This window comes from Paraburkholderia sp. 32, from assembly GCF_050435345.1.
Classification (GTDB): domain Bacteria; phylum Pseudomonadota; class Gammaproteobacteria; order Burkholderiales; family Burkholderiaceae; genus Paraburkholderia; species Paraburkholderia tuberum.
Genome location: NZ_JBNDKD010000003.1, coordinates 3,896,497 through 3,921,528 on the forward strand (window position 1 = coordinate 3,896,497; position 25,032 = coordinate 3,921,528).

Annotated in this window: 25 protein-coding genes and 2 pseudogenes; 12 read left to right on the forward strand and 15 right to left on the reverse strand. The window is 63.9% G+C overall.

What is annotated here, in order from left to right:
• Positions 1 to 11 precede the first annotated feature (11 nt).
• The 7 genes from OKW26_RS40760 to imuA form a co-directional block, all read right to left on the reverse strand.
• Positions 12 to 197: a hypothetical protein gene (locus tag OKW26_RS40760; RefSeq protein WP_429357068.1), complete on the reverse strand. Its 186-nt coding sequence runs from the start codon at positions 195 to 197 to the stop codon at positions 12 to 14.
• 488 nt (positions 198 to 685) lie between these two features.
• Positions 686 to 952: a hypothetical protein gene (locus tag OKW26_RS40765; protein ID WP_429357069.1), complete on the reverse strand. Its 267-nt coding sequence runs from the start codon at positions 950 to 952 to the stop codon at positions 686 to 688.
• Between the two features lie 68 nt (positions 953 to 1,020).
• The gene (locus OKW26_RS40770; RefSeq protein ID WP_429357070.1) at positions 1,021 to 1,233 is read right to left on the reverse strand and encodes a ribbon-helix-helix domain-containing protein; all 213 of its coding nucleotides are present in this window, start codon (positions 1,231 to 1,233) and stop codon (positions 1,021 to 1,023) included.
• 236 nt (positions 1,234 to 1,469) lie between these two features.
• Entirely contained in the window at positions 1,470 to 2,429 is a 960-nt protein-coding gene (locus OKW26_RS40775) for an SOS response-associated peptidase family protein (RefSeq protein WP_429357071.1), read from the reverse strand.
• 47 nt (positions 2,430 to 2,476) lie between these two features.
• Positions 2,477 to 5,626: an error-prone DNA polymerase gene (locus OKW26_RS40780; protein WP_429357072.1), complete on the reverse strand. Its 3,150-nt coding sequence runs from the start codon at positions 5,624 to 5,626 to the stop codon at positions 2,477 to 2,479.
• Between the two features lie 19 nt (positions 5,627 to 5,645).
• Positions 5,646 to 7,115, reverse strand: coding sequence for a Y-family DNA polymerase (locus tag OKW26_RS40785; RefSeq protein ID WP_429357073.1), 1,470 nt, complete (start codon positions 7,113 to 7,115; stop codon positions 5,646 to 5,648).
• The gene (gene imuA, locus OKW26_RS40790) at positions 7,045 to 7,752 is read right to left on the reverse strand and encodes a translesion DNA synthesis-associated protein ImuA (RefSeq protein WP_429357074.1); all 708 of its coding nucleotides are present in this window, start codon (positions 7,750 to 7,752) and stop codon (positions 7,045 to 7,047) included. The genes OKW26_RS40785 and imuA overlap by 71 nt, the downstream gene beginning before the upstream one ends.
• Before the next feature lie 82 nt (positions 7,753 to 7,834).
• Between imuA and OKW26_RS40795 the strand changes: the two genes are divergently transcribed.
• Positions 7,835 to 8,119 (forward strand): hypothetical protein, encoded by a 285-nt coding sequence (locus OKW26_RS40795; protein WP_429346717.1) that lies wholly within the window; start codon positions 7,835 to 7,837, stop codon positions 8,117 to 8,119.
• Between the two features lie 30 nt (positions 8,120 to 8,149).
• Positions 8,150 to 8,557 carry a GFA family protein gene (locus OKW26_RS40800; RefSeq protein WP_429336273.1) on the forward strand — a complete coding sequence of 136 codons (408 nt, stop codon included), beginning with the start codon at positions 8,150 to 8,152 and terminating at the stop codon, positions 8,555 to 8,557.
• A 9-nt stretch (positions 8,558 to 8,566) separates the two neighbouring features.
• Here the strand turns inward: OKW26_RS40800 and OKW26_RS40805 are convergent, their stop codons facing one another.
• The 4 genes from OKW26_RS40805 to OKW26_RS40820 all read right to left on the reverse strand — a co-directional run bounded on the left by OKW26_RS40805 (position 8,567) and on the right by OKW26_RS40820 (position 12,686).
• Positions 8,567 to 8,977, reverse strand: coding sequence for a GFA family protein (locus OKW26_RS40805; protein ID WP_184066908.1), 411 nt, complete (start codon positions 8,975 to 8,977; stop codon positions 8,567 to 8,569).
• Between the two features lie 192 nt (positions 8,978 to 9,169).
• Complete coding sequence (locus tag OKW26_RS40810) at positions 9,170 to 9,484, reverse strand: high-potential iron-sulfur protein (RefSeq protein ID WP_429357075.1); 315 nt, start codon at positions 9,482 to 9,484, stop codon at positions 9,170 to 9,172.
• A gap of 86 nt (positions 9,485 to 9,570) precedes the next feature.
• Complete coding sequence (locus OKW26_RS40815) at positions 9,571 to 10,842, reverse strand: c-type cytochrome (protein ID WP_429357076.1); 1,272 nt, start codon at positions 10,840 to 10,842, stop codon at positions 9,571 to 9,573.
• A gap of 116 nt (positions 10,843 to 10,958) precedes the next feature.
• On the reverse strand, positions 10,959 to 12,686 hold the full coding sequence (locus OKW26_RS40820; protein WP_429357077.1) for a methanol/ethanol family PQQ-dependent dehydrogenase: 1,728 nt from the start codon (positions 12,684 to 12,686) through the stop codon (positions 10,959 to 10,961).
• A 369-nt stretch (positions 12,687 to 13,055) separates the two neighbouring features.
• On the opposite strand from OKW26_RS40820, the gene OKW26_RS40825 reads away from it, so the two are divergent.
• The 4 genes and pseudogenes from OKW26_RS40825 (at position 13,056) to pqqD (ending at position 15,861) form a co-directional block, all read left to right on the forward strand.
• Complete coding sequence (locus OKW26_RS40825) at positions 13,056 to 15,041, forward strand: sigma-54-dependent Fis family transcriptional regulator (RefSeq protein ID WP_429357078.1); 1,986 nt, start codon at positions 13,056 to 13,058, stop codon at positions 15,039 to 15,041.
• 303 nt (positions 15,042 to 15,344) lie between these two features.
• Entirely contained in the window at positions 15,345 to 15,419 is a 75-nt protein-coding gene (gene pqqA, locus OKW26_RS40830) for a pyrroloquinoline quinone precursor peptide PqqA (protein WP_090805708.1), read from the forward strand.
• Positions 15,420 to 15,484: 65 nt separating this feature from the next.
• Positions 15,485 to 15,583, forward strand: a pseudogene (locus tag OKW26_RS40835) (pyrroloquinoline-quinone synthase PqqC); the annotation flags it as partial.
• Positions 15,580 to 15,861: a pyrroloquinoline quinone biosynthesis peptide chaperone PqqD gene (gene pqqD, locus OKW26_RS40840; protein WP_429357079.1), complete on the forward strand. Its 282-nt coding sequence runs from the start codon at positions 15,580 to 15,582 to the stop codon at positions 15,859 to 15,861. The pseudogene OKW26_RS40835 and the gene pqqD, both read left to right, overlap by 4 nt.
• Before the next feature lie 99 nt (positions 15,862 to 15,960).
• On the opposite strand, the pseudogene OKW26_RS40845 reads toward pqqD, so the two are convergent.
• A pseudogene (locus OKW26_RS40845) lies at positions 15,961 to 16,110 on the reverse strand (glutathione S-transferase family protein); the annotation flags it as partial.
• A gap of 296 nt (positions 16,111 to 16,406) precedes the next feature.
• Here OKW26_RS40845 and OKW26_RS40850 point away from each other — a divergent pair.
• The 6 genes from OKW26_RS40850 to OKW26_RS40875 all read left to right on the forward strand — a co-directional run bounded on the left by OKW26_RS40850 (position 16,407) and on the right by OKW26_RS40875 (position 21,347).
• Positions 16,407 to 16,958, forward strand: coding sequence for an RNA polymerase sigma factor (locus OKW26_RS40850; protein WP_090804226.1), 552 nt, complete (start codon positions 16,407 to 16,409; stop codon positions 16,956 to 16,958).
• Positions 16,958 to 17,890, forward strand: coding sequence for an anti-sigma factor family protein (locus tag OKW26_RS40855; protein ID WP_429357080.1), 933 nt, complete (start codon positions 16,958 to 16,960; stop codon positions 17,888 to 17,890). Before OKW26_RS40850 ends, OKW26_RS40855 begins: the two co-directional genes overlap by 1 nt.
• Entirely contained in the window at positions 17,874 to 18,938 is a 1,065-nt protein-coding gene (locus tag OKW26_RS40860) for a catalase family peroxidase (RefSeq protein WP_429357184.1), read from the forward strand. Before OKW26_RS40855 ends, OKW26_RS40860 begins: the two co-directional genes overlap by 17 nt.
• Positions 18,939 to 19,160: 222 nt before the next feature.
• A complete protein-coding gene (locus tag OKW26_RS40865) occupies positions 19,161 to 20,045 on the forward strand; it encodes an anti-sigma factor family protein (RefSeq protein ID WP_429357081.1) in 885 nt (294 codons plus the stop codon).
• Positions 20,046 to 20,568: 523 nt separating this feature from the next.
• Complete coding sequence (locus OKW26_RS40870; protein WP_429357082.1) at positions 20,569 to 21,123, forward strand: RNA polymerase sigma factor; 555 nt, start codon at positions 20,569 to 20,571, stop codon at positions 21,121 to 21,123.
• A complete protein-coding gene (locus tag OKW26_RS40875) occupies positions 21,120 to 21,347 on the forward strand; it encodes a hypothetical protein (protein WP_090804235.1) in 228 nt (75 codons plus the stop codon). Before OKW26_RS40870 ends, OKW26_RS40875 begins: the two co-directional genes overlap by 4 nt.
• Positions 21,348 to 21,376: 29 nt before the next feature.
• Here the strand turns inward: OKW26_RS40875 and OKW26_RS40880 are convergent, their stop codons facing one another.
• The 3 genes from OKW26_RS40880 to OKW26_RS40890 are packed head-to-tail and all read right to left on the reverse strand — an operon-like array spanning position 21,377 to position 24,706.
• Entirely contained in the window at positions 21,377 to 22,783 is a 1,407-nt protein-coding gene (locus tag OKW26_RS40880) for a serine/threonine-protein kinase (protein WP_429357083.1), read from the reverse strand.
• A gap of 28 nt (positions 22,784 to 22,811) precedes the next feature.
• Positions 22,812 to 23,702: a c-type heme family protein gene (locus tag OKW26_RS40885; RefSeq protein ID WP_429357084.1), complete on the reverse strand. Its 891-nt coding sequence runs from the start codon at positions 23,700 to 23,702 to the stop codon at positions 22,812 to 22,814.
• On the reverse strand, positions 23,699 to 24,706 hold the full coding sequence (locus tag OKW26_RS40890) for a hypothetical protein (protein ID WP_429357085.1): 1,008 nt from the start codon (positions 24,704 to 24,706) through the stop codon (positions 23,699 to 23,701). The genes OKW26_RS40885 and OKW26_RS40890 overlap by 4 nt, the downstream gene beginning before the upstream one ends.
• Positions 24,707 to 25,032 lie beyond the last annotated feature (326 nt).

Sequence of the window (25,032 nt, forward strand, 5' to 3'; positions counted from 1 at the left end):
AGCGCCATAGGTTAGGCGGTTTGGGTCAAGCGGCCTGCACGCAGACGACCACGATACTCGGTCATAGCGAAACCAACGCGGTCGAATAGTTCGTCGTTCTTGGCTTGGTCTGCTTCGGCGTGCCACGCAGCACGGCCTTGCTCGATTACTGCGATCAACTCTGCATTCGTCATGTGTTCGACTTGCTTGTAGGTCATTTCAGTTACTCCGGGTTGGTTCGCTGCGGTGCAGCGCATAAGTGATACTATAGCGAAACTAGTTTGGCTACGGAAAGGGTTTACGCTAGTGCCACGCCTCTAAACATCGCACGCCGCCAAGAACCGGTCTTTGTTGAACGCGCTGTTAAATTGCCTGCAAGCCCGTGCTGCTGCTTCTGCTGCTGCCGCACGTAGCCAAACCACTGCGATTGCGGTAATCATTTCAGTTCCAAAGGTTTTCGATGTAGTCGTAGGCTTGACACGCGTATGCATCGTCCATTCGTTACCACTTCCAACGCGTTATAGACAGTCCGGGCTTGCTCGATAAACACGGTTGCATCTTCGCCTTGTAGAAAAATGTCCTCTTGCTCGCCACGGTGGTCGGTAATGCAGACGGTCTCGTATGCTTCGGTTACGCTCGCTGCGTTGTCTACGTACGCAGTCCTAAGTTTCACTACGTCTAGTAATGTCATCATGTCCGGGACTCCTTAAAGGTTAGCGTAAAGGGCTTCGCGTTCGTCAGCGGTCAGCAGCGAGCGAAGCAAGCGGTCTAGATGCTGGCAACCGGCACGGCCCGCCATAGCAGGCGTAGTCCAATCGGCGCGGTTAGGGTTATCCGAGCCCGCCATGTTGAACACGCGGTACAGGAACACGCGGTACAGGTCTGCGATATTTGCAAGGGCTTGGGCTTTGGTCATTTCATCTACTCTGGTCTGTTCGCTGCGGTGCAGCGCATGAGTAGAGCTGTATTGCATAAAGTTTGGCTACGCAAGCGGGGAACTAGAGCAAACGTTCTAGTCCCTCGATCCTCTCCCTCTGTGCGTCACTTCCCGTTAGCCTCCTTAGCAATAGCCTTGCCAAGCTGCGCTAGCAAATGGCGGTGCGTTGCGATGTAATCCTTAAGCGCAGCGCGCACGACTTCGCTCGTATTGGTCCCGGTCGCAAGCTGTAGCATCTTTAATACTTCCAAGTCGTCTGCATCGACACGAACGTTAAGCGGGCGGGTATCCGTTCCTAGATATTTTCCTTGTGGCATTTGTAAGTATCCTGTATGTAAAGAGTAAAGCTGATTGATTGGCTACATGTTATCACGTAACCGCTGAGTAGTGCAATTTCTGATACACAAACCCGGCCCACCTGATACACTACCGAAACGGTGCGGCCCTTGCTGGGCTTGGGTTTGCGGGATTTGAGAGGGAATATGTTACTGCGCGAAGATTGCAAGGATGATCCGACACCGTCTCGCGCGGCTTGCGAAACCGCGCCTTGTATTCAGGCCGCGATCCGATGTTCGTAGAACGGCCGGTCCCGATCATCGAGAATCGCGTACAACGCTGCCAGATCGCGCGGATCGGGATTCAACCACGCGTCGATATGCTCAGGCTTGATCGGAATGATGCAGCGATCATGGCCGGCAGCGGCCACCTCGGGTGGCGGATCATCGGTGATGGCCGCGAAGGACAATAGATCGGGCTCGCCTTTGCCGCTCCAGCGGGACCATAAGCATGCGACCAGCATGTCGTGAGGCGGATTGGGCCGGAACTCGAGCCGGACATTTTCATCTTTCTCGCCGGGCGCCGGTTCGCGGCCTTCCATTCGCGCGCGCGAGACGTTCTCATAGAAAGAACTGGCCAGCACGAGTCCATGCGAATAGCCGAATAGCGCTTTCCAGAAACTTTCGAGACTGTCCCGACGAGCGTTGTACGTGCCGGGATAGCGGGTGTCGTACGATGCGGGCTTGCCGGCCAGGCGGCACTGATAGCGCATCGGTTTGACGACGCGCTGGCCATTCTCCGTCACCATCACCGGCGCGTAGTAGCCGGGAAAGATGCGCGAGTCGCCTGCTTTGGGAGCGGTTCGGCCCAGGTCGTCGAGTCGCTCGAGCGTGCGGTCGATCTTGTCTTTCGCGATCCGTTTGCTCTCGGTCGCCGCCTTGGTGGCTTTGGTCTGCAAATAGCGCTCGGCATCGGCGAAGCGGGTGCGCTGTTTGAACAGTTCCTGTTCGAGCTTCACGGTCTGCTGCGATCTGAAGCGCTCGATCAGCGCCCAGACTTCCCGTTGCGCGTCGGACTGCGGTTCCGAGAAGGCGTCTTCCATCGCTTTGGGAATCCTGGCCTGACCGTCCTCTGTGCGTTCGAAGAAAAGACGCGCGAATTCCTCGATGCTCATCTGCGCGCCGAACATGCGGACGTAGCGCCGGTAGTCCGCCAGAATCTGAGCCGAATAGCACATGGATGCCTCCGTTTGCTGTTCCGATGATACGCATTTGCGCGCTCGCGTCAGCAGAAGTCTCTGCTCGTCGTTTGCAACTCGCCCAACAGATGAGACATGTCGACGAGCCGCTGCGCGACGAGGTGCCGTACTTCTCCCTGACACTGCCACGTGCCGTATACGGCGAGCAGCGCGGCGCCCAACGCTTCTTTGCGCTGTTTTTCGAGCAGACTCGGCCAGATGATCACATTGACGTTGCCCGTCTCGTCTTCGAGCGTGACGAACACGACGCCCTTGGCCGTGCCGGGACGCTGACGCACCGTCACCAGTCCGCAGCCGCGCGCGAGGCGGCCGTCGCGATAGGTCCGCAGCGTCGAGGCCGGCATCAGCCGGTTCGCGAGCAACTGCGGCCGGAGCAGTTCCAGCGGATGGCGGTTGAGCGTCAGGCCGAGCGAACGGTAGTCGGCGACGATGTCGTTCGCTTCGCCCGGTGTGCCCAGTTCGGGCGTTTCGTCCTGAGTCGCCGCGGCCGCGAGCATATCCTTGTCCGGCACCGCGACGACCGATTGCCACAGCGCTTCGCGGCGGTTTCCCGCGAGCGCTGCCAACGCATTCGCATCCGCGAGCGCATGCAGGTCTTTGCGGTCGAGCTGCGCGCGGCGCGCGAGATCGTTGACGCTCGCGAACGGGCGAACCGCGCGCGCGTTCTCGATCCGTTCGGCGGCGCCGTCCTTCATGCCGCGCAGCAGCGAAAGACCGAGACGCACGGCGGGGCGCGTCGCCCCCGCACGCTGTTCGAGCGAGGAGTCCCAACCGCTGATCGTCACATCGACCGGCAACACCGTGACGCCGTGCCGCTGCGCATCCTGAACCAGTTGCGACGGCGAATAGAAGCCCATCGGCTGGCTGTTCAGCATCGCGGCGAGAAAGGCTTCGGGTTCGTGACGCTTGAGCCAGCTGCTCGCATAGACCAGCAGCGCGAAACTGGCCGCGTGACTTTCGGGGAAGCCATATTCGCCGAAGCCCTTGATCTGCTCGAAGATCGCCTCGGCGAAGGTCTGGTCGTAGCCGCGCTCCTGCATGCCGAGCACGATGCGGTCATAGTATTTTTCGAGTCCGCCCTTGCGTTTCCACGCGGCCATCGCGCGTCGCAGCTGGTCGGCTTCGCCGGCGGTGAAGCCGGCCGCGAGAATCGCCACCTGCATCACCTGCTCCTGGAAGATCGGCACGCCGAGTGTGCGGCCCAGCGCGGTCTTCAACGCGTCGCTCGGATAGGTCACGGGCTCGAAGCCCTGACGGCGCTGCAGATAGGGATGCACGGCGCCGCCCTGAATCGGACCGGGCCGCACGATCGCGACTTCGATGACGAGGTCGTAGAACTTGCGCGGCCGCATGCGCGGCAGCATGCTCATCTGCGCGCGCGATTCGATCTGGAACACGCCGACCGTATCGGCGGCCGAAATCATCGCGTAGGTCGCCTCATCCTCGGCGGGGATGTCCTGCATTTCGAAACGTTCTCCGCGCTGTTCCGAAACGAGGTCGAGCGTGCGCCGGATCGCCGACAGCATGCCGAGCGCGAGCACGTCGACCTTCAGCAAGCCCAATGATTCGAGGTCGTCCTTGTCCCACTCGATCACCGAGCGGTCGGCCATCGCCGCGTTTTCCACCGGCACGAGCCGGGTGAGCTTGCCGCGGCTGATCACGAAGCCGCCCGAATGCTGCGACAGGTGGCGCGGAAAATTCAGCAGTTGCGAGGCGAGCTTCGCCCAGGCCTGAATCAGGGGCTGGTTCGGATCGAGGCCGGATTCCGCGAAACGCGCGAGCAGATCCCGACTGGTATCGAACCAGTGATGCGACTTCGCGACCGCGTCGACGATCTGCGGATCGACGCCGAGCGCCTTGCCCGTTTCCCGCAGCGCACCACGCGGACGATAGGTCGACACCGCCGCCGCGATCGCCGCCCGGTCGCGGCCGTACTTGCGATAGATGTACTGGATCACTTCTTCGCGCCGCTGATGCTCGAAGTCGACGTCGATATCGGGCGGCTCGCCGCGCTCCTTGCTGATGAAGCGCTCGAACAGCATGTTGCCGCGCGCGGGGTCCACTTCGGTCACGCCGAGGCAGTAGCAGACCGCCGAGTTCGCGGCCGACCCGCGCCCCTGACACAGAATGTGCTGGCTGCGCGCGAAGCGGACGATGTCGTAGACGGTCAGGAAATACGGCTCGTACTGCAGGTCCGCGATCAGTTCGAGTTCGTGCTCGATCTGCTGCTGCACGTGATGCGCAATCCCCGCGGGAAAACGCCGCTGCGCGCCGACATAGGTTTCCTGACGAAGATACGAGGCCGGCGTATGGCCGGCCGGCACCAGCTCGTCGGGATACTCGTAGCGCAGCTCGTCGAGCGAAAACGTGCAGCGGCTCATGATGTCGACCGTCGCGGCCAGCGCGTCTTGCGGGTACAGGTTGGCGAGCCGCAACCTCGAGCGCAGATGCTGCTCCGCGTTCGGCGCCAGATCATAGCCGCACTGATGGACCGGTTTGCCGACCCGGATCGCGGTCATCGTGTCTTGCAGCGGCTTGCGCGAGCGCACGTGCATCACGACTTCGCCGAGCGCGACGACGGGCACGTCGCGGCTGCGCGCGACGAATTCGACCGCGCCGCGATGCAGGTCGTCCATCGCGCGTTGATGGAGCACGAGGCCGACCCATGCGCGGCCCGTGAACGTTTCGTCGAGCCATTCGACCTGCGCATCGAGCGCGTCCTCGCTGGCCGGGAAATCCGGCACGAGAATCGCGAGGCAGTCGGGCATGCCGAGCAGGTGGCGATACTCTTTCTCCGGCCGCGACAGATCCTGCGGCGTGAGCCGGTATTCGCCCTTGGGCGCGCGCATGCGCGCCAGCGTGATCAGCTCGGACAGATTGCCGTAGCCGTTGCGGTTGCGGGCGAGCAGGATCAGCCCGAACGCCGGCGAACCATCGGCGTTGACGAGCCGGAAATACGAACCGACGATGAACGGCAGCTTCGCTTCTTTCGCCGCGACATGCGCGCGCACGACTCCCGCGAGCGAGCATTCGTCGGTGATCGCGAGCGCGGAGTAGCCGAGTTGCGCGGCACGCTCGGCCAGTTCCTCAGCGTGCGACGCGCCCCGCAGAAACGTGAAGTTGGAAAAGCAGAACAGCTCGGCATACGCCGGCAGCATCGTGAAGGTGGTGTCCATGGCCGCTCATCCGCGCCTATCAGCCGAACAGGCCATGCAGGAACCAGCGTTGCTCTTCTTCCGCGTCGCGGCTGCTCACGCGCTCGCGGTAGATCCAGTAGCAGCTCTGGTCGTCCGCCTGCGCGACGAAGTAGTCGCGCGTGACGAGCTCGCCGTCGAACCAGCCGCTCTCGATGCGCTCGCCCGGCGACACCATGCGCAACGGCGAGCCATAAAACGGGCGGTGCTGGCGCATCAGCAGACGCACGGGCGTGTCGAGCATCCACGTCGGGCGGGGCAGATTCTGCGGCAGCGGGCCGGGCTTGACCGGCTGCGACACCGGCAGCCAGCGGTTCGCGATCTCCGGACGATGATCGGCGCTCGGCGCGGGTTTCAGCACGTTCTCTTCGCCGAGCCGCGCGACCAGCAGTTCGAGCAGCCGCGCGTGATCCTCCTGCGAGCCGCCCGGTTCGGGAAACAGCGTGTCGGACGCGGGCGCGGCCGACTCGACGTTCGACGCGTCGAGCCGCAACGCGATCACGGGCGCGGCGAGCTCGATACGATGCAGCCGCTCCTTCAGCAGCCGCATCAGATGTTCTTCGCGCCAGGTCGGCTCGCCGAGTGCGACGTCGATCGTGGTCGGCTCGATCGCAGCGCGTCCGCGCTCGTGTTCGAGCGACAGGCGAATGCCGGTGAGCGCGAGCTGTTTTGCGCACAGCCATCCGCACAGTTGCACGATCAGGCGCTGCGCGCCGAACACCGCGCCATCCGCGTGTTCGAGCCGGTCCGGCATCTCGATGCGCGCCGAGAACGTGGGCGGCAGTTCGAGCCAGTCGAACAGTTCGGGCGCGGTCCCGAACGCGCGGTCGAGCGAGTCGAGCAGATGTTCGCCGCAGCGGCGCTGCAAGCCGGCGCGGGGCAGGCGGCGCAGATCGGCGATGCGCTCGCAACCGAGGCCCGTGAACCAGTCGGCGAACGGGCGGACTTCGGGCACGGCGAGCATCGGCAGGGCGGACAGGCGCTGGTCGAGCGACGCGAGCTTCAGCACGCGCCGGTTGCCGAACTTCGCGAGCAGCCACGCGCCCTGGCCGGTCGGCGCGGCACTGATGCGCGCGGTGAAGCCGAGCGCGTCGAGGATGGTTTTCGTATCGCGGCACAGCGCGAGCAGGCCGCCGAAGAGCCGCAAACTCGCGCCGATCTCGACGACGACCGTCGCCTCATCGAGCAGCGCGACTTCGGGCGAGAAGCGCATCAGCGCGATACCCACCTCGCGATGGGCTGCCGTTTCACGGCCGCTATCGCGCTCATACATTTCGGTCTGCGGCGACAGCGTCAACACGCCGCCGCGCTTCATGCCCGGACGCACGCCTGCCGAGCGCGCGGCGGGGTCGGCCATGACCACCTTGTCTTTCTCCAGCACCGCGCAGCCATGCACGGGCTCAGGCGACCACTTCGGTCTGAAGACCTCGAGCGGCAACTTTGGCAGATGAACGGCGAGAAAGACGCGCATGTCGGGAAAGCAGAACGGGAGTGGGTTGAAGGGGAATCGACAGGGGCTCTGCGCGAGCGGGCCCTCGTCGTTTCACGATGTCGATGGTGAGACCTTCGGCCGATGGCCTGAGCGCGAGCCGCAGCAGCGCGGGGGATGCCTCCTGCGCGGTGGCGAGCGGCCGCACCATGATGAAAAGCGTCTCCGACGACTGCGCGGCCAGATGCAGACGGCGCAGCGAGGACGCCTGCGCGTACTGCGCCCAGAAGATCAGCGCGCCGCAACTGCCGGCGCGCAGGATCTGCTCGGCGGACCACAGCGCGTCGGCGGTTTTCGGCGCATTGATCCGCAGCACCTGCTGCAGCGACAGGCCGATGTAGTTGAGCCCGAGGCCGTCCGGCGTATGCGGCGGTTGCACGAAGACGAGCGGACGCTCGCCGACGGCGCTGAGCGCCGGCTGCAACAGCCGCAGTTCGCCGACGCCGGCCTGCTGCACGAGCAGATCGACCAGCGCGCCGAGCGGCCAGCCACCGCCGGGCAACTCCACCGACAGGGCCGGATAACCGGTATCGACGCTGCGGCCGCGGCCAGCGCCAAGCTGGGACGCCCGCCACAAGGACGGGTGAATGGCTTCCGGTGCTGGCAGGGCGGCTGTCATTTGCGAAAATACCTGTATGGATATACAGTATCCTACATGGTTTTATGAGATAGCGAACAGGCACTTTTTGGGGGGCGGGTTCATGGACATGCGAGTGCGCAAGCCAGCCGGGCATCCGATGCCGGAGATCGCGGCGTTCGTGGCCGAACTGAAAGCGGTGTTCGGCGAGCAGGACATCGATGAAGCGATTCGCCGCGGCAAGGCGGGCGAGCCGACCTTTCATGCGCGGGAAAACGGACGCTCGGCGGGGACGGCGGCGCCGGTTGCGGCGAACGTCTGGCGCGTGGATCGCGCGGTGCGCGACCGCCATTACTGCGAGGGATGCGACGGCTCGTGCATTGGCAGCGCGAAGTCGTGCCGTCCATAATGGCAGCGGCCCTCAACCCCGGAGAACCCCATGTTGCGCACGTACCTCGGAAGTTGCCATTGCCAATTCGTGAAGTTCGAGGCTCGCATCGATTTCGACGAGGGCACGTCGAAGTGCAATTGCAGCTACTGCAGCAGGCTGCGATTCTGGCACGTGCAGGTTCGCCGGGAAGATTTTCGTCTTCTTTCGGATGAAGCCGCGCTGAGCGAATATCAGGGGCACAATGCGGTCGCGCATCACCCGTTCTGCAAACGCTGCGGGGTCCACGTATTCGATCGCATCGATATGCCAAACGGCACGGGGTATCCGTATATCAACGTGAACATCATGTGCCTCGATGAACTCGATCTCGATGCGGCATTGAATGCGCCAGTCACCTATCGCGATGGGCTGCACGACGACTGGGGCAATCCGCCCGCGCAAACACGGCATCTTTGATTGCACCGCTCAGGGCGCTCTTCGCGGATGGTGGGGAATGTCAGGCTGGTGGGCATCCAGTTGATGGCGTTCGGACGTGAACTGGGCGAACTCGGGCTTGAACCGCGCAGGATCATCGAGCGTGCCGGCATAGAGGGTCACGATGTCCGGCGCATGATGCGGCGTAGCGAATAGCAGGCTGCCGCAATGAGCGCAGAAGTTGCGCGTCGTGGGCATTCCGCTGCCGCCGATCTTCGTATAAGGCCTGACGTCGCCTTTGAACGAAAAGCCGGCGGCTCTCACTACGACAACCGGCAACCCCGCGGAACCTGACGCGCGCTGACAATCGCGGCAATGGCAGATCAGTTGCGCGAGTGAATCACCGCGAGCTTCGTATTGCACCGCGCCGCACAGGCAGCGCCCCAACCAGGGTGTCGACATCGATCTTCTCCGGTTCAAATGATCTCGCGGTTTGTTCGGGAGCCTAAGAATAGGTGCGGCGGACCGTAGCTTAGCAGAGCTCGAACGTCGTTCAGCTATCGCATCGAATCAGCGAGCGAAGGGTCCAGGGGCGACGTGTCTTCGCCTGCCGTCGTGGGTGCGCCGCTTCGCGGCGCACCCACGGACCAGCGCTCAAACTCGTTGCGCATAGACGTTGCACCAGCCGTCGGCGGCAACCGATTTGCCCGGGAACATCGGGCACGGTCCTGAAGCCTCGCCCGCTGCGCCAGTGTAGAAACGACAGTTCGCGCAGGTCTGGCCCGCGTGGTACTTGGGGAACTTCGCTGCGTCGACGCTGCTCGCTTTCGCACGATAGCCGAGCGAACTGGCCGTGGCGTCGTTTTCATCGACGGCGGGCGGCGCGGCTAACGCGAGCTCGGCGCTGGCGAGCGCGGCACACAGGCCCGCGGCCTGGAGAATGAAGTGTCTGCGGTTGTGAGAGACCATGATGATGCCCTGAGAAAAGAAATGGGTCCTCCATGCCGCATTCGCTTGAAGCGGCGTGGCGTCGTAATGCGGTGCGAAGCAACGTGTTAGTGGCGCGGTCCGGCGTTCAGCGGTGTGGTCGAGGATTGCGCGGCTTGCGCGGTAAGCTTCGCGTTACCGGCGTCGTAGCCATTCGTATAGAGCAGGAAGGCCATCAGATCGGCGTACTCCTCGTCGCTCATCTTGCCGGGATGATCCGCGGGCATGTTGGTCGACATGTACTGGTAAATGCCGCCGATCGTCAGATGCGAGTTCGCCGCTGGCGCGAAGGCCGGTCCGATCAACGACGGCGCGGTGTTGCCTTCGAGCTTCTCGCCGTGGCATTTCGCACACGAATCGGCATACAGATGTTCACCGTGGGTGACCTGATCGTGATCGAACGACGGTGTCTCGGTCGTCGCCGCAACCTTGATGAAGCCGCCGGCGGCGGGCATGCCGCCCACGCGCCATAGGTCCGCACGCGGCGACGCCTGGGTCGGGCCGTCGAGATAGCGCGCGAGATTCGCGTGAGTGCTGGCCGCGGTCGCCGAACCGCTCGCGAGGGTGGTTGGCAGCGCCCAGTTGCGCGTGAGCGCTGCGAGCCGGCCATCGCTGCGCAGACGCGTGAGCGCGTCATCGATGCGCTTTTGCAGCGGCTGCGTGTCGGGCCCCGACGCGAACACCAGATTCCAGTCGGCATAAGGCGACTCGGCGACGGCAACGTCGAAGTGCTGCTGCGGGTGCGCATGCCGATACGCCACCACGGCGGGGTACCAGACGATCGCGCGCTGGGCGCGCCCTTTCGCGAGGGCGTCGACGGTCAGCTCGGAAGTGGTTTCCAGATCGAAGCGCGCGTTCTTCTGCTGGACCGCGATCAGTTGCGACGGGCTCGACCAGGTGGCGGCAATGGTGATCTTGCCGTCCGGCGCCGCGACGGAGGTGTTGGCCGCATGGCCGCCGCGCAGCGTGACGCTGACGTAACCGGAGTGCAGATAGCTGTCGGAAAAGAGCAGGTGCGAGTCGGAGCCGTCGGCCACGCTCGAACGCGGAAAGCCCGCGATCACGTCGCAGTTGCGCTGCAGCGATGTCGAGAGCTCGCGAGCGGAGATGCCGTCGTCGCCGCCGTCGTCGTCGATGCCGCGCGGCGCGAATGTCGCGGTAATGCCCGCCGCGCTCAACACCGCGCGTGCAACGGACTTGTCCAGCTCGGCCGAAGGGCTGCCGGGCATCGTGCACACACGGACGCTGGAAGACGTCCGCGCGGCCGCCTGGACGGCAACATGTGCGGCGCCGGCGACGAGCGCGCTGGCGAGAGCAAGGTGAGTGAATCGAATGTTCATGATGGTGCGTTCCTGTGATGGCGGGAACACCGCGCCCGCATGGGCTGCGCGCGGGCGCGGAAAGATGCGGCTGCGAAGGCCGGATGGGCGGAACGATGCGGGTGCGGTGGCTGCGCCTAGCTGCGATCGAGCGCGAACACGTACAGCGTGCCGCCGCGCGGAACGTCCTTCGCGACGTCGGCCATCGGGCCGCCCCAGATCGGATTCGCACCGCCGTAGCCCGCGAGCACGGCCACGTATTCCTTGCCGTCGACTTCGAACACGGAAGGTTGCGCGACGATGCCGCTCGCGAGTTGCGGGCTCTCCCACAGCACCTTGCCCGTCGTCACGTCGAACGCGTACAGATGGCCGTCGAGCGAGCCGCTGAAGGCGAGGCCGCTGGCCGTGGTGGCGACGCCACCGTTCCAGGGCATCCTGGTCCAGTGACCCCACAGCTTCTTGCCCGTATTGACATCGATGGCCTGAAGCTCGCCATAACCCTGGCTGCCCGGTTCAGGCTGGATCTCGAAGCCTTCGCCGAGGTAGGGCAGACCCTCCATGTAGCTGACCGACTTGCCGGACAGGCTCATGCACGCATGCAGCGAGGGCACCACCGCGATGTGCCGCTCGGGATCGTAGGAAGTCGACCACCAGTTCTTGCCGCCGAGAAAGCTCGGACAGGTGTTGATCGTCGTGCCGGCCTTGGGAAACCGGCTGGCGTCCTGAACTGGTTTGCCGTCGGCGGTATAGCCCGTCACCGACAGCGCCTTGACGAACGGCTCCGCGTAGATCAGCTTGCCGGTCTTGCGGTCGATCGCGTGGAAGAAGCCGTTGCGGTCGGCATGGATGATGGCGTCATACTGCTTGCCCTTGTAGCTGATGTTGGCAAGAACCGGCGTGTTGACGCCGTCGTAGTCCCACGTGTCGTTACTCGTGTACTGATAGTGCCACTTCAGGTCGCCGTTCTTCGGATCGAGCGCGAGCAGGGAATCGGAGTACAGATTGTCGCCGGGACGCAGCGCGGCGAGCCACGGTCCCGGATTGCCGACGCCCCAGTACAGCGTCCGCGTGGCGGCGTCGTAGGTGCCGGTCAGCCACGCCGCGCCGCCGCCATGTTCCTGCATGCCGTCGGGCCACGTATCGCCGCCCTTGTCGCCGGCATTCGGGATCGTATAGCGCTTCCAGATGATCGAGCCGTCGTCGGGATCGAGTGCGGCGATATAGCCGCGAATCCCATACTCGCCGCCTGATGTACCGACCACGATCGCGCCGTCGAGCGCGAGCGGCGCGAGCGAGAACGCGTAGCCGAGACCCGGTTCGAACATCTGCTTCTTCCATACGACATTGCCGCTCTGCGCGTCGATCGCGGCTACCTCGCCGCTCAGCATGGCCACGTAGACGTTCTTGCCATACAGCGCGACGCCGCGATTCACTACGTCGCAGCATGCGGTCCTGAACGATTCCGCACCGAGCTTCGGCTCGTATTTCCAGAGCTTCGTGCCGCTCTTGACATCGAATGCATAGACGTTGTCTTTCGGCGTGCTGACGAAAAGGTAGCCGCCGTTGACGATCGGGGTTGCTTCGAAGCCTTGCTTGAGTTCCGCGGGGAACTGATAGCTCCAGGCCTCCTTGAGCCCGGCGACATTCGATGCATCGATCTGCTTCAGTGGCGAATGTGACTGGCCGCTATAGCTGCGGTAGTAGGTGAGCCAGCCTGGGTCGCTCTGTGCTTGAGCGAGGCGCTCGTAGGTCACGGCGGGGTAGTCCGGGGCGGCGTGCACCGGAGCCACGTTCAGTGCCATCGCGATCGCGATGCTCGCTCCAAGGACAGCCAGCCGGCCTGCGGCGGGCGAACGGTTCTTCATGGTCGTCTCCTGAGTGTTTGTCGATGCAGTGCCGGCAGAGGCGTCGCCCCTTTGTTCCGTGTCGATCCGGTTGCGGTGCCGTTACTGCAAGTCACATGCCATTTTTGTGGGCGAGTCCGAAAGGGCGGCACGCCTGAAACGTGCGGCGGCACATATCGCGCGCAGGGCGCTCCATGTGTTGCGTCCCGGTACAACGCCGGGCGATGGAGTGTTGAGAAACAGGACAGTTGCAGCGCTGGCGCGCATCGCTCGGGTCGAGGGCGACGCCAGGATCGCGGGCGAAGCTGTCGCTGAAATGGATGGCCTGGAGCTTGCTTAAGAGGACGGAGAAAAGTCTGGCAAGGTACCAGGCTTTCCAGGAGGGAGACAATGCGCGATGACGTTCACCGGGCCGTGGCTCAGACTGCCATACGGTCCAACGACTTTCCCGTGCCGGCAATTCAGAAAGCGCACGAACGCTCCGAAACGTTTGGTCTGTGCGCGTTGGCGCGGCCGGAATACGAGGTTCTTTCGAACGCGGGTCTCGTGCTCAAACGCGAGCAGAACCGGGTGTTGTGCGCGCATGCGATGCCGGTGATGGAGTCGCTGCACGAGCAGATCGCCGACACGCAAAGCATGATCGTGCTGACCAATGCCGAAGGGCTGATCCTGCATTCGATCGGCGACGACGACTTCCTCGCGCGCGCGGAGAAAGTCGCGCTGCGGCCCGGCGCGAACTGGGCCGAGGACCGCCAGGGCACCAATGCGATCGGTACGGCGCTGGCCGAGCGCTGCGCGATGGTCGTGCACGGCGACCAGCACTACCTGGCGGCAAACCGCTTCCTGACCTGCTCGAGCGTGCCGATTCTCGATCCGTATGGCGACGCGATCGGGGTGCTCGACGTGACGGGCGACTATCGCAGCTACCATCAGCACACGATGGCGCTCGCCAAAATGTCGGTGCAGATGATCGAGAATCATCTCTTTACGACCACCTTTCACGAAACGCTGCAAGTGTCCTTCCATAGTCGTCCGGAGTTTCTGGGCACGCTGATGGAAGGCATCGTGGCGTTCACGAGCGACGGACGCTTTCTGTCGGCCAACCGGAGTGCCCAGTTCCAACTCGGCATGTCGCTCGCCGGGCTGCGCGCGCATACGCTGTCGTCGCTGTTCCAGACCACGAGCGCGCAACTGATCGATCGCGCGCGCGTGAACCTCGACCCGCACCTGATGCTCAACCTGAGCAGCGGCGCGGTCGTCTGCGCGCGCGTGCAGTTCAGGCGGGCGTCGCTGGCCGAGGGCAGCCGCCCGGTCGCCGTGCACGACGGCGCCCGCGCGGTGGCGCGCGAGGAGCCGCCGCAGGCGACCGCAGGACTCTCGCGTCTGAGCTATCTCGACACCGGTGACCCGCAGGTCGCCGCGGTCATCGCGAAGGTCAGGAGGGTGATCGGCAAGGACATTCCGATCCTGATCAATGGGGAGACCGGCACGGGCAAGGAACTGCTCGCGCAGGCTATCCACAACGATTCGCCGCGCTGCGCCGGGCCGTCCGTGGCGGTCAACTGTGCTTCGATTCCCGAGACGCTGATCGAATCCGAGCTGTTCGGCTACGAGGAGGGCGCATTCACCGGGGCGCGGCGCAAAGGCGCGATCGGCAAGCTGCTGCAGGCAAACGGCGGCACGCTGTTTCTCGACGAGATCGGCGACATGCCGTACTCGCTGCAAGTGCGGCTGCTGCGCGTGCTGCAGGAACGCGTCGTCAACCCGCTCGGCTCGACGAGGAGCATTGCGGTGGACGTCGCGATCATCTGCGCGACGCACCGGGACTTGCGCGAGATGATCGCGCAAAACCGCTTCCGCGAGGATCTCTACTACCGGCTCAATGGCCTCGTGGTGCGTCTGCCGCGGCTGCGCGACCGTGCCGACCTCGCGGTCGTGATCCAGAAGATGTTGCTGCGCGAATCGAACGCCAGCGCGAGCGGACGGCCGCTTCACGTCGCACCCGATGTCATGGCGATGTTCGAGCGCTGTCCATGGCCGGGCAACTTCAGGCAGCTTGGCAACCTGCTGCGCACCGCGGCGGCCATGGTCGACGCGGACGGCGAGATCCGGCGCGAGCATTTGCCCGATGACTTCTTCGATGATCTGCGCTGCGGCGTTTCGTCGAGCGGCGCGGCGGATACGCCGGGCTCGGGCAATGCGTTCGCTTCGGAGTGCGCGCGCCTGCAGGACGTGACCGTGTCGGTGATTGCCGCCGCGCTCGCGCGGCATGGCGGCAACGTTTCGGCGGCCGCGCGCGAGCTCGGCGTGTCGCGCAACACGATCTATCGCAAGATGCCCGCGGTCGAGCCGGATCGTGAGGTGGACGACTTCTGAGCCCCGCCGCGCCGCTTTCATCAGCACTTCTGTTTCGCCCACGTGCTGTCACACCGTTGTTGCATCCCGCGACAGTGGTGCTCCAAAAATCAACACTGCCCATCTCCCGAACGCGTCGTATGGCGACGCGTTTGTCCCGCTTACGTCAGCGAATTGACGATGTCGGTGCCCATACCCAGGCGAAGGCTTGTGCGCGAGCCAATCGAGCCTCGCGTGGCGATATCGGCATGTCCTTTGCTTTGAAGGGAACGGCCGCGCATCGAGTGCGGTTCTTCCGTCCCATCGCAAACAAGGAGACATGCCATGCAATGGATCACTCCGTCGTACGCCGAGGTGCGTTTCGGCTTTGAAGTCACGATGTATATCGCCAATCGCTGAGCGGGCTGCGGCATGCCGCCCGCAGTGCCGTAGTGGCGCCGCGGGCGGCGCTCGCCACGCCGGGCACGCCCGAGGCGCAGCAGCGCGCGCTCGATATCCTGCGGTTCAAACTCGATATTCTCTGGTCGATCCTCGATGCGGTCGAAAAGGCCTGGCCCCTATGAACACGCGTGACGCGGATAGCGGCGTGCCGCTGCGCCCCCGCCTGCGGAGCGTCTTCCGCCTGCAGTGGGAAGTGGCGCAGGACGCCTACGTGCTGCTCTATCCCGAAGGGATGGTAAAGCTCAACGCTAGCGCCGGCGCGATCCTCGCGCGTTGCGACGGAGAACACGAGCTCGACGACATCATCGGCGAACTCGAACGGCTTTTCGGCACGTCCGAACTTGCACCCGACGTCTATCGCTTTCTCGATCACGCGCGGCTGCGCGGCTGGCTAGCCTGAGATGGCCCACGACCATCCCGGTCCTTCCGTGCGTGTGTGGCGGCTCCTCGTGCCACGCCAGCGTCTCGAATAGCGGCTCGACTGCTTCCTCGTACGCGCTTCGGGCACGGTACCGGGCCCCTCAGCGAAGGTCCATCCGTGCTCGAGCATCAGCCAGTGGATCACCGACATACTGACCATCTCGTTCAAGCCCTCGAGCGCCCGCACGATCAACGCACGATGTGCCCAGGGGCAAGCCAGGCTGACGTATGGCAATTTCCACAACACATTGGCGCCGGTGAGGACACCGGCGACCATGGATCATGAAGTAAGCGGAGGAAGGCGCGTCGAATGCCGACGCGACCGTCAAAGACGGCGCGCGTGCTTCGCCGATCTGACGCTCATTGCCCGCGGATGATGTTTGCGAGCCGACTGCCGCGCGTCGGCAAACATTTTGCGAACGTTGCACAATACGGCTTGGGGAAACCAGCCGGAATTGGCCAGTCGTTGGCCGCCACGCCCGGCCGCCATCAAGCCGCCATTAAGCCGCCATTAGCCAGTCAATCATGCCAACAGCAGAGGTTGAGAGTCTGCCCAGTCAACTGCCGGGAATGCTGCCGCGATTATGGGCGTTCTCGCTGCGCCTGTGCGGCAACCAGCACGACGCCGAGGATCTCGTCCAGCGGGCCTGTGTCCGCGGACTCGAACGCGCCCATCAATTGCAGCCAGGCACTTCTCCTCTGAGCTGGATGTTTTCGATCGTTCATTCCACCTGGATCAACGAGCTGAGAGCGCGCAACGTGCGCAACCGCTCGAGCATGGAATGGGACGACGATTTTCTGCAGACCGTTGCTGATCCCGATGCGCGCACGCCGGAAGAGAACCTGCTGAATGGCGAGATCATCGCGGCCGTCAACCGTCTGCCCGAGGCACAACGGATCGTCATGCTGCTCGTGGCCGTCGAGGGCCTGAGTTACGCCGAGGCCGCCGAGGCGCTCGGCGTGCCGATCGGCACGATCATGAGTCGCCTGTCCCGCGCGCGGCAGACCATTGGGGCGCAATTCGGCAATCGTGAAGCCACGGCGGCGCGCTCATCCAGCAGCGAGCGAGAAGTGTGATGACGATCGACGACACCACCCTGTTAGCGTACGTCGACGGAGAATTGCCGCCGGACGAACGCGCACATGTCGAGAGCGCGATCGGCAAGTCGGACGACGTGGCATCGCGCCTGTCGATACTGCGGGCCTCGCAATTGCCGTACGCGGAAGCGTTCAGCCAGCAGGCTTTGCCGCCGGTGCCAGAGACATTGCGCCGCAACGTCGACGAACTGATTCGACAGCATCTGGCAGGTGCGTCGGCACAAGGCGAGGTCAATGCCGCCGACGCAATCGATACCGCGACCAGCGGTGAGTCATCGATCCCGTCCGGTGGCAATGTGCATCGGCTGAAGCCGCGCGCATCATTGCCGTGGCTGGCGGTGGCGTTCGTCGCGGGCGTGTTCTCCTGCGGCATCGCGTTCCGTCTGTTGCCGCAACTGACCGGTGGCGGCGCCATCACGACGGCATCGAATGATCCGGGCGTGTCGCCGTGGATCGCTGCGGCGGCCGGCTATCAGCAGCTTTACACACGCGACACCGTCGCCTCGTTGCAACCCGACATGCGCGCGACCGCCATCACCGCCGCCAATATTCGTCAATACGACAATCTGGCGTTGCAGATTCCCGACCTGCGCAGTCAAGGGCTCTCGTTCAAGCGCGTGCAGCGCCTGAGATTTCGTGGCAAACCACTCGTGCAGATCGTCTACCTGCCGGAGCATGGCGGCCCCGTCGCGTTATGCGTGCTGAAAGAAGCGAAGGCCGACGCGGCGCCCGCGCGCGATCGCGTCGACGGCATGGACGTGGTGGCGTGGCGGCGCGGCCAACTCGGTTATGCGCTGATCGGCGAGCACGGCGGCGTCGATCTCGAAGCACTCGGCAAACGCCTTTACGGCGGCGAGGTGTCGACCACCATCGGCCGCACGGACGCGCATGACGATGCCCGGTCGGGCTGATCACCAGCGAGGCCATGGCTTGCTGCTGCGCTGGCTCGCGGTTTTCGCGGCGCCTATGTTACTGCTGGCGCTGTTCGTCTGGTGCGCCGGATGGTTCCCGCCGCGCCTGACTTCGCAGCGGATCGTCGATGCATTCGAAGCGACGACGACGCCGCACCCGGGCTTCCGGCGCAACCACGCGAAGGGCATCTGCATCACCGGACACTTCGACAGCAACGGCAACGGCGCGTCGGTATCGCGCGCAAGCGTGTTCGAACGCGGCAGCTACGCCGTCGTCGGGCGACTGTCGAGGCCCGGCGGCAATCCGCAACAAGACGACGGCGAAGCCCTGGTGCGCAGCTTCGCGTTGCTGATCGCGCTGCCGCACGGCGAGCAATGGCGTCTCGCGATGAATTCGACGCCGATTTTCGCGGTGCGCACGCCGCAGGCGCTATTCGAACAGCTTCAGGCGGAAGCGCTGGATCCGCACACCGGTCAGGCGAACCCCGCAAAAATGCAGGCGTTTCTCGACGGCCATCCTGAGGCCCGCGCGTTTCTCGAATGGGTCCGCTTGCACCCGCCATCGTCCCGCTTCGACAACGCGGCCTATTTCGGTATCAGTTCGTTCCAGACTACGGATGCGCAGGGCGTGCAGCGTTTCGTGCGTTGGCAGGTGGTGCCGGACAGTCCTTGGCGTCCTGTCGAAGCACGCGCGCAAAGCGATCCAGATTTTCTGTCGCACGCTCTGATGACGCAACTCGCGAAGGGGCCATTGCGCTGGCATCTGGTGCTGAACGTCGCGATGCCCGGCGATCCGATCGACGACTCGACGCGGCAATGGATCGACTCACCGCAACGCGAGCGGGTCGACGTGGGCACGATCGTCATCGATCGCGGGCAGGCGCAGATCGACGGTCCCTGTCGCGACATCACGTTCGATCCGACCATCCTGCCCGATGGCATCGCGCCATCCGCCGATCCGTTGCTGGCCGCGCGGTCGTCGACGTATAGCGTATCGTTCAATCGCCGAACTCGGGAGGAGGCCGTTGCCGGATCGAATGGTCATTGAATGTCGTCTCTACCGCGAGGTTTCGGGAGCGACGCCCGAGAAAACGGTTGGCAATAGCAAGTCCTGGCCGGTGATCCACGCTTCATCCGCGCGCTGCGTACGACCTGCGAACAACGCGCAACTACGGTTATCATGGGAATTTGATGACGAACGGGCGGTGCCCGACCCGCGCGTTGCAGGCGAATGCTGATCGTGCTCAACTTCCTTTAAGCCTATCGTCCTATGAGACCCGACGACAGTAAATTGATCGCGTATGTCGATGGCGAACTTGACCCGTCCGAGGCGGCATCGATCGAAAAGGAACTCGCCCTTTCGCCTGAGTTGCAGGAGAGCGTCGATTTGCTGCGCGCGTCGCAGCTCCCTTATCGCGAGGCGTTTTCAACGCAGAAGCTACCGTCTTTACCGGGCGAATTGCAGCGCCGTATCGAAGCAATGGCGAGCGCCGCACGGCGCGACGAATCGAATCACGCATCCCATCAGCCGATACCCGCAAGAAAGCCGCAGGCGCGGCTGTGGCTTGCCGCGGCATTTGTCGCCGGCGCGTTTTGCGCGGGCCTCGCGATGCGGCTCGGACCTGCATGGCTGGGCGTGCCCGGCAGTGGCGGCGCGATTGTCGCGTCGAACGACGCGACGTCGTGGATCCATGCAGCGGTGGGCTATCAACGGCTCTATACACGCGATACCGTTGCCGACATCACGCCCGACCTCGGCGCGTCGGCGAAGACCGTCACGGCGATCCGGTACGTCGACGGCATTGCATTGCGTGTGCCGGATTTGCGGGAGGCGGGGCTGTCGTTCAAGGCAGTCGCGCGCCTGCGCTTCAACGACAAGCCGCTGGTCCAGATCGTCTATCTGCCCGACCACGGCGCGCCGGTTGCGCTGTGTGTGATGAAGGACGCGCGACCGGACCAGGCGATCGCGCAACAGCAGTTGAACGGCATGACCGTCGTATCGTGGCGGCAGAACGATCTTGCCTATGCGCTGATCGGCAAACCGGACTCAACCGATCTCCAGTCGATCGCACAGCGGATCTCGAACAGGAGCGTGGACGCGTTGTTCGCGCTTAACGATGCGCCCGATGCGAAGCCGAGGGATGCGAGTACATGAGCGCGGCGCGATCTGATCGCAGTGCGGGCCATTCCGCGTGACGGCGTCCGGAGTCAAGTTCTGCCGGTTTTTTGCGTGACGGGGTATGACAGGAGAGTCGTAGTGAAACGAAACGATGACCTCGCTGGTCGTTGTTTCGTTCTATTCAGTAAACGGCGACCCGTGAGCCGCGATTCGTAATCGAGGTCATAGCCACAAACGATTGGTCGCAACAGTGGTTTTTGGATAAAGATGCCCTGCGCACGCGTTCGGTCAAAATCGAAATGGAGCGGCGCTGCCTCTGGCAATTCTGCAAGCATCCGCGTTTAAGCCGTTGACGAACTCCATGCAACGGTCCCAGATAAAGAGGTGGCGTCAGATCCGCCAAACCTCTGCTCGGCGAAGAGACCAATCAACCGGTCCAGAGAAATTCTGTCTGGCCTTGTTCCTGATGTGATCGATGTTAGGGCCTGGTTCGACGTGACCCTCAAGCGGCACGTCGAGCCGTCGTTCAAGGGCTCTACTCGAAATTGGCCACTCAACCATGTCCACCACTGTCGTTGAGAGTTTGCCGGACCTTTTACCCGGAATGCTGCCCAGATTGTGGGCTTTCTCGTTGCGCCTGTCCGGCAATCAGCACGACGCCGAAGACCTGCTGCAACGTTCGTGCGTACGCGGACTCGAACGGGCGCATCAACTGCAGCCCGGCACGGCGCCGCTCAGCTGGATGTTCTCGATCATCCATTCCACGTGGCTCAACGAATTGCGGGCACGCAGCGTACGAGGCCGGGCGAGTGTCGAGTGGAATGACGCATTGCTAGCCGTCTCCGATCCTGCCGCGCGTTCTCCCGAAGATGTGCTGCTGAGCCGTGAGATCATCGCCGCCGTCGGGCGCTTGCCCGAGGCTCAGCGCGTGGTGATGCTGCTCGTCGCGTTCGAAGGATTGAGTTACGCCGAAGCCGCGCAGGTGCTCGATGTTCCGATCGGCACGATCATGAGCCGCCTGTCGCGCGCGCGGCAAAGCATTGGCGCGCGCTTCGACAGCGGCGCGGGACCGGCCGCACGTTCGGCTCCGCCTCGGGTCGAAGTCGGGCGATGACGATCGACGACGCCGACCTGCTTGCTTATGTCGATCGTACGTTGGCTCACGCGCGCGTGGCCGACATAGAGCGAGCGATGCACGAGTCCGTCGATATTGCGAATCGCGTGATATGGCTGATGGCATCGAAGTTTCCATACACTGAGATCGTCGGCCGGCAAAGCTTGCCCGCATTGCCCGTAGCGCTGCGGTTACGGATCGATCGCCTGATCGCGGCCGCCTGACGATCGATCGGCGGCGCGAGCCGGGAGATTCAGGGTGGCGGGTCGTCGAAGGCACGCAAAAAAGCCTCGCGATCCACCGACGCCGGCAGCGCGTCGGCCAGTCGCGCACGGAAGGTCGCTGCGTCCGCGCCACGCGCGGCCCGCTCGGCGATCACGTGTGCGAACGGTCCGACGTGCGATGCGAGCCGCCGCGCAGCGGCCTCGACGTGCTCGGCATCGAGCGGCATGCACGCCGCGGATGTCGATTCGATGGGCAGCGTGCTGCGCTTCGAGTCATCGCCCGAAGCGACCACGTGCTGCTTGAGCAGCGTATCGAACTCACGACGAGCCGAGTCGTTGGACAAATGGCGCGCAAGCTGAGCCGCCAGTGTTTGCGAGTCGGTCGCATGCGATGCGGCGCGCCGCACGAGCAGCGAGGCAATGGGGCCGACGTGGCTGGCGAGCCGTTGCTCCAGCTGGGCCAGAAACTCGGGTGGCCAGTCTGGTCTGGCAGCCTCCGCCGGTGCCGCAAGCGTCTGACGGAACGGCTGCGCGCGCACGACGGTATGGTCGGGATCGAGCCGCGCCATGAATGAGTCGTGCAGCGTAAACAAGGCGTTGCGCCAGCTTTGCGCGGACGCATAGCGGTCGTCTGGCCGTTTGGCGAGCGCCTTCAGCACCATGCCATCGAGTTCGGCGGGCAGGCTTGTGACATGCGTCGATGGGGGCGGCGGCGTCTCGTTCATCACCTGATGCATCACGGCGGCTGGCGCGCCGCTAAACGGGCATTGCCCGCTCAGCATCTCGTACAGAACGACGCCGGCGGAAAACAGGTCGCTGCGTGCGTCGATCTCCGCGCCTGCATACTGCTCCGGCGACATGTAGCTTGGCGTGCCGATCATCATGCCGGCCTGCGTCAGGCGTCCTGTATCGAGCTGTGCGATGCCGAAGTCGGTCACCTTGCATTCGCCGCGCGGCGCGATCAGCAGGTTGGCGGGTTTGATGTCGCGATGGATCACGCCGAGTTCGTGCGCATAAGCGAGTGCGTCGAGCAGTTGCGCGAACCACGTGAGCGCATCGAGCAACGGCATCATGCTGCCATCGCGGGCGTGCTGCGCGAGCCGTTGCGCGAGGTTCTCGCCGCGTACGTATTCAAGCGCGATGAACGCGACGCCTTGCGCCTCGCCATAGTCGAACACGCCGACGATGTGCGGATGCACGAGACGGCCGGCAGCGCGCGCTTCGTTGAGAAAGCGTGCGGTCAGCTCCGCACCGGATGGCTCCGCCGTGCCTTGTCCGTCGTTCAGTGACGGGGTGCGAATCGTTTTCAGTGCTACCTCGCGCTGGATATGCGGATCGGTCGCGAGATAGACCGTGCCCATCGCGCCGCGACCGAGCACCCGTTCGATCCGATAGCGGCCGATCTGTCGCGCAGTCGCGCTGGTTTGGGAAGTCATGGAGTCGTCCACGATGTGTGCGGCACGCTTACTCGTGGCGCTCTTCGATCATTTCGAACGCTGCGACGAGGCTCGTGCGCATCCGTCCGAACGACACGGCGAGCGACGCTATTTCATCGCTGCCGCCGGCCGGCAGTTCGACGTCGCCGAGTTTGCCAAGACTCACTTCGTCCGCGGCGCGCGACAACATCTGCAAACGCCGCGTGACGAGGAAGTGCACCATCGCGTTCAGCACGACGAGCACCACCGCGAATACAGCGGTCAGTGAGACCATCAGGCTGCGCCATACCGCACGGCCGCGCGCGATCGACTCCGACATCGGCACCGACACGAACTCTGCGCCGATCACGTCGTTCATGGTCCAGCCGAAACCATTGGCCGGCCCGTACTTGTCGATCATCGTGCGCGGCGCCGCGGACGGCGTGCTGTGACATTGCATGCACGCGGCGTCGGTAATGCGGCTCGGATGGGCGAGAAACAGCAACTGCTCGCCGCCCGGCGTATGACGCTGTCCGGTGGCCTGTTTCAATTCCGGATGGTCGTGCAGATGGGCGATCACTTCGCTTTCCCAGTCGCTTGGCCGGTCGCGCGGATTGGTCGGATTGAGCATCGCCGACTTGTACGAGAAGTTCGGAAACGCGCTCTGCAACGAGTTCAGCATTTCGATCGCCGAGTACGCCGGCACCGACTCGGGCACGAACGAATATTTGATCTGCGTCGCGAGCAGCGGCGTGATGTGTTGCGCCGTGTAGTTCTGCATCGCGCTGGCGGCGTTCAGAAGCACGTCCGCATCGTGACGGGTTTCGTCGAGCGCCTGCTGTTGCAACACACGATCCGCGACGAATCCGATGGCGGTCAGTCCGATCGCGAAGATCGCGATGAACACGAGATTGAACTTGATGGCGAGTGACAGCTTCATGGGCGAACCGGAGCGGATGGGTAAGCGGAACGGTAAGCGGAACCGTAGACGGAACCGGTCTGGATTGCGGGGCTCCGTATCACGGCACGCGCTGGCGGCGGAAAGACCAGCGCACGCCAGTCCGGCAAATCGCGAATGCGCTGCACGACTGCGCGGCGAAACGCGGGATCGGTCAGGCGCGCCCGAAAGCGCGAAGTGAAGCGCGTCGATGGATCCCTGCGCGCCGCGAGTTCGCTGTCGAGCCAGTCCGATACGTCGTCGTAAGCGACCGGTCGGATGCTGCCCGGCGGCTCGTTGCGTGGATGGGCCGGCATCGGCAGCACACGCAACGCGTCGCGGAATGTAACGGGCATCGCGGCGACGAAAGCGGGATCAGGGCCTGCTGTCACGGCAATCGTGTCGCTCGCGGCGGGATGCGTGGCGAAGCGAGGCGCATCGAGCTTGAGCGGCGCAACATTGGCGTGCGAAGCGCCGATGCCGAGAATGCTGGCCGCGCCGCTCTCACAGAACACTGCGTCGGTGTCCTGGACGTTGGCGTTCCGCTCATTGCCACTCCGATAATTCGTTGCCGTTGCCGCGATCACCAGCACGGCATTGTCCGCGGGCGTGAATCGCGTGCGGGCGGTTTCGATCACAGGGGCGGCGCAATTCGCCGTGTTTGCGTCGCACGCGTGCAGCACCTTCAGCCAGCCGCCGAGCAACGCGATATGCGCGTCGCGCATCAGCATCACGCGAGTGCCATGACCCAGCGCGACGCTATTGCCCGCGTCGTCCTGGATCTGCACGCCTGCGCTCGTCGGCGTTTCGACCATATCGTCAGCCGCAAAGCGCTGCCCGACATCTGCCTGATAACGCCCCGTCTCATGAATGACGGTGGCGGCCGCATCGGCCTGCACGAGCGTCCACGCCGCATTGGCATAGGGTGCGAGCAGCAGCAAGGCGAACGGTACAGACCGCTTGAAAAGTCCGAAGATCATCCAGATGAGTTGGGTTGAGCGTTTCATTTGACGAAGCGCAGTGAATGCGGCGCGTTATATCGCGCGAGTATCAATAAAACAGCCGGCTCGCGCGTTTATTCCAGGGTTTCGATGATCACAAACTCGCCTCCGTGTGTCCCAGATAGTGACCTGGTCTCCGCGTGACGCACGCACGAAAAGATCCAGTCCACGACACAACGGAATATCCGCCCGGCTGGGCTGTTCTGATTTGCGCAGACGGCGGCGAGTGTGATCTGGAACATGAACGCAACAGCTTCGACAGACGTGGAATAGATCGCGATGCTGCGCTGTTCTGGGTGCATGGACGACGCGTCTGCAACGCTGCAAGTCGA

Coding starts and splice junctions, on each gene's coding strand:
- OKW26_RS40810 (WP_429357075.1), bottom strand. CDS start 9,484: ATGGTCTCTCACAACCGCAGACACTTCATTCTCCAGGCCGCGGGCCTG.
- OKW26_RS40865 (WP_429357081.1), top strand. CDS start 19,161: ATGAGACCCGACGACAGTAAATTGATCGCGTATGTCGATGGCGAACTT.
- OKW26_RS40805 (WP_184066908.1), bottom strand. CDS start 8,977: ATGTCGACACCCTGGTTGGGGCGCTGCCTGTGCGGCGCGGTGCAATAC.
- OKW26_RS40775 (WP_429357071.1), bottom strand. CDS start 2,429: ATGTGCTATTCGGCTCAGATTCTGGCGGACTACCGGCGCTACGTCCGC.
- OKW26_RS40770 (WP_429357070.1), bottom strand. CDS start 1,233: ATGCCACAAGGAAAATATCTAGGAACGGATACCCGCCCGCTTAACGTT.
- OKW26_RS40815 (WP_429357076.1), bottom strand. CDS start 10,842: ATGAACATTCGATTCACTCACCTTGCTCTCGCCAGCGCGCTCGTCGCC.
- OKW26_RS40875 (WP_090804235.1), top strand. CDS start 21,120: ATGACGATCGACGACGCCGACCTGCTTGCTTATGTCGATCGTACGTTG.
- OKW26_RS40820 (WP_429357077.1), bottom strand. CDS start 12,686: ATGAAGAACCGTTCGCCCGCCGCAGGCCGGCTGGCTGTCCTTGGAGCG.
- OKW26_RS40800 (WP_429336273.1), top strand. CDS start 8,150: ATGTTGCGCACGTACCTCGGAAGTTGCCATTGCCAATTCGTGAAGTTC.
- OKW26_RS40795 (WP_429346717.1), top strand. CDS start 7,835: ATGGACATGCGAGTGCGCAAGCCAGCCGGGCATCCGATGCCGGAGATC.
- OKW26_RS40850 (WP_090804226.1), top strand. CDS start 16,407: ATGCCAACAGCAGAGGTTGAGAGTCTGCCCAGTCAACTGCCGGGAATG.
- pqqD (WP_429357079.1), top strand. CDS start 15,580: ATGAACACGCGTGACGCGGATAGCGGCGTGCCGCTGCGCCCCCGCCTG.
- OKW26_RS40880 (WP_429357083.1), bottom strand. CDS start 22,783: ATGACTTCCCAAACCAGCGCGACTGCGCGACAGATCGGCCGCTATCGG.
- OKW26_RS40890 (WP_429357085.1), bottom strand. CDS start 24,706: ATGAAACGCTCAACCCAACTCATCTGGATGATCTTCGGACTTTTCAAG.
- OKW26_RS40855 (WP_429357080.1), top strand. CDS start 16,958: ATGACGATCGACGACACCACCCTGTTAGCGTACGTCGACGGAGAATTG.
- OKW26_RS40780 (WP_429357072.1), bottom strand. CDS start 5,626: ATGGACACCACCTTCACGATGCTGCCGGCGTATGCCGAGCTGTTCTGC.
- OKW26_RS40885 (WP_429357084.1), bottom strand. CDS start 23,702: ATGAAGCTGTCACTCGCCATCAAGTTCAATCTCGTGTTCATCGCGATC.
- OKW26_RS40870 (WP_429357082.1), top strand. CDS start 20,569: ATGTCCACCACTGTCGTTGAGAGTTTGCCGGACCTTTTACCCGGAATG.
- OKW26_RS40760 (WP_429357068.1), bottom strand. CDS start 197: ATGACCTACAAGCAAGTCGAACACATGACGAATGCAGAGTTGATCGCA.
- OKW26_RS40765 (WP_429357069.1), bottom strand. CDS start 952: ATGCAATACAGCTCTACTCATGCGCTGCACCGCAGCGAACAGACCAGA.
- OKW26_RS40785 (WP_429357073.1), bottom strand. CDS start 7,115: ATGCGCGTCTTTCTCGCCGTTCATCTGCCAAAGTTGCCGCTCGAGGTC.
- imuA (WP_429357074.1), bottom strand. CDS start 7,752: ATGACAGCCGCCCTGCCAGCACCGGAAGCCATTCACCCGTCCTTGTGG.
- OKW26_RS40860 (WP_429357184.1), top strand. CDS start 17,874: ATGCCCGGTCGGGCTGATCACCAGCGAGGCCATGGCTTGCTGCTGCGC.
- OKW26_RS40825 (WP_429357078.1), top strand. CDS start 13,056: ATGCGCGATGACGTTCACCGGGCCGTGGCTCAGACTGCCATACGGTCC.